This is a genomic window from Crocosphaera sp. Alani8, assembly GCF_038442745.1.
Lineage (GTDB): Bacteria > Cyanobacteriota > Cyanobacteriia > Cyanobacteriales > Microcystaceae > Crocosphaera.
This window is the reverse complement of sequence record NZ_JARVCN010000081.1, coordinates 9,285-11,328: the sequence shown is the minus strand read 5'-3', so window position 1 is coordinate 11,328 and position 2,044 is coordinate 9,285. Positions and strand designations below refer to the sequence as shown.

2 protein-coding genes are annotated in these 2,044 nt (G+C 36.1%); one reads left to right on the top strand and one right to left on the bottom strand.

Annotated features, from left to right (window positions below):
* Window positions 1-314: 314 nt before the first annotated feature.
* Complete coding sequence (gene nadA, locus P9B04_RS06175; RefSeq protein ID WP_342054124.1) at window positions 315-1,286, top strand: quinolinate synthase NadA; 972 nt, start codon at window positions 315-317, stop codon at window positions 1,284-1,286.
* Window positions 1,287-1,448: 162 nt separating this feature from the next.
* Here the strand turns inward: nadA and P9B04_RS06170 are convergent, their stop codons facing one another.
* A complete protein-coding gene (locus tag P9B04_RS06170) occupies window positions 1,449-1,907 on the bottom strand; it encodes a hypothetical protein (protein ID WP_342054123.1) in 459 nt (152 codons plus the stop codon).
* Between the last annotated feature and the right edge of the window lie 137 nt (window positions 1,908-2,044).

The window sequence follows — 2,044 nt, the reverse complement described above, 5'->3', positions numbered from 1 at the left end:
GTTTGGCCTAAGTTTTCGCAGCGAGTGACCCCTGGCTTTTTGAGAAGATACCATATTCTCTGAAAATATTACTCATAACAATTTTTAATTATCCCTGATCAGTTGTTTGCCTCTCACAGCACAGATGTTTATATTGTAGGGGTCAAGGGTGGTTGAACCCTATGGGGATGTTTAGCCAGACTAAGAGCAATTTGTATAAAGCTCGGCTTAACAATATTCATTATTATTCTTAAACATAAGATGATATAATGATTTCTTTGTTATAATAGTTTTGGTAAGATTAACTATAATTGTTGGAGGAGTTTCCCGCCACTGTGTTCACAACTGTTAGACCAACTAGACCCCAACCTGCGATCGCACTACCCAAAGACTTATTTTGTGCTATTGATGAGCTTAAACGAGAGTTAAAGGCGGTTGTTTTGGCTCATTATTACCAAGACCCCGACATTCAAGACATTGCTGATTTTATCGGCGATTCTCTCGGACTTTCGCAACAAGCAGCCACCACTGATAAAGAGGTGATTGTGTTTGCAGGGGTTCACTTTATGGCAGAAACAGCCAAAATTCTCAATCCCGATAAATTAGTCCTGTTACCTGATTTAGAGGCCGGGTGTTCTCTGGCGGATAGTTGTCCACCGAAAGAGTTTGCCGAGTTCAAGACAAAGCATCCCACTGCTATTGTTGTATCTTATATTAATTGTACCGCAGACATCAAGGCCATGAGCGATGTTATTTGCACCAGTTCTAATGCGGTTAAAATTGTTAATCAACTACCTAAAGATCGTCCGATAATTTTCGGTCCAGATCGCAATTTAGGGCGATACGTTGCTAAAGAAACAGGGAGAGATTTGATCCTGTGGCAAGGTAGTTGTGTGGTTCATGAAACTTTCTCCGAAAAGAAAATTGTTCAGCTAAAAATTGAACATCCTACTGCGGAAATTATTGCTCATCCTGAGTGCGAAGAAACGGTTTTACGCCACGCTAGTTATATCGGTTCAACTACTGCTTTATTGAAGTATTCTCAGCAAAGTTCTCAGGATACTTTTATCGTTGCAACAGAACCTGGAATCATTCATCAAATGCAAAAGGAGGAACCATTAAAACGGTTTATTCCTGCACCAGCTATGAATAATTGTAGTTGTAATGAATGTCCTCATATGCGGTTAAATACTTTAGAAAAGTTATACCTATCCATGAAGCATAAGCAACCAGAAATTGTCATGGAGGAATCTACTCGTAAAGCGGCTTTAAAACCTATTCAACGGATGTTAGAAATGTCAAAGTAAGTTATCAGTTGCCGGTGAACAGTTAACAGTTTTCAGTGAACAGTTACCGGTGACTATTTTTCAGTTGACAGTGAACAGTTTTTTTAAGTACATTTAATAGAAAATAAAAACAATAATCTCGTCGATAATGGCTGTTATTCCTGAGATTAATAGAAGAATGATTTAACGATTAAATATTTGTTTCTTTTGCTGATTAATTTGGTTGAAAGATTCTAATTTCTTTTGCCACGTATCAATTACAGCTAGCCTAAGTTCTTCATTAGGAACACGATCGCAGTTTTCTAGTAATAGTTTGGGAGGAATAATATAATAGGTGACAGTTTTGTATAATCCAAAAAAGCAAAAAATAATACTAGCGATAGAAAAAACATAAGCAAATATTTTTAATACTAAGCAGGAATGACATAAGACAGGATTAGAATTAATTATTTCGTTGGGTAACTCATTAAGGAAAAAACGGATAAATGTAAAATTAAATCCAATTAATAAACCTAATTCAGTGTTAATAGTATTCTTAATGTCTTGAACTTCTTTTAGGGATTTTTCAATATAATCGTAGCTAAGATTGATATTGTTTTGGTAATCTTGATCAGTTGGATCTGAATTTGGAGTTTTGGTCATTTAAATAGTAACTGGTAACTGGTAACTGGTAACTGATAACTGCTAACTGCTAACTGGTAACTGATAACTTAAAAATGCTGAATGCTAACTGCTAACTGCTAACTGCTAACTGCTAACTGCTAACTGCTAACTGCTAA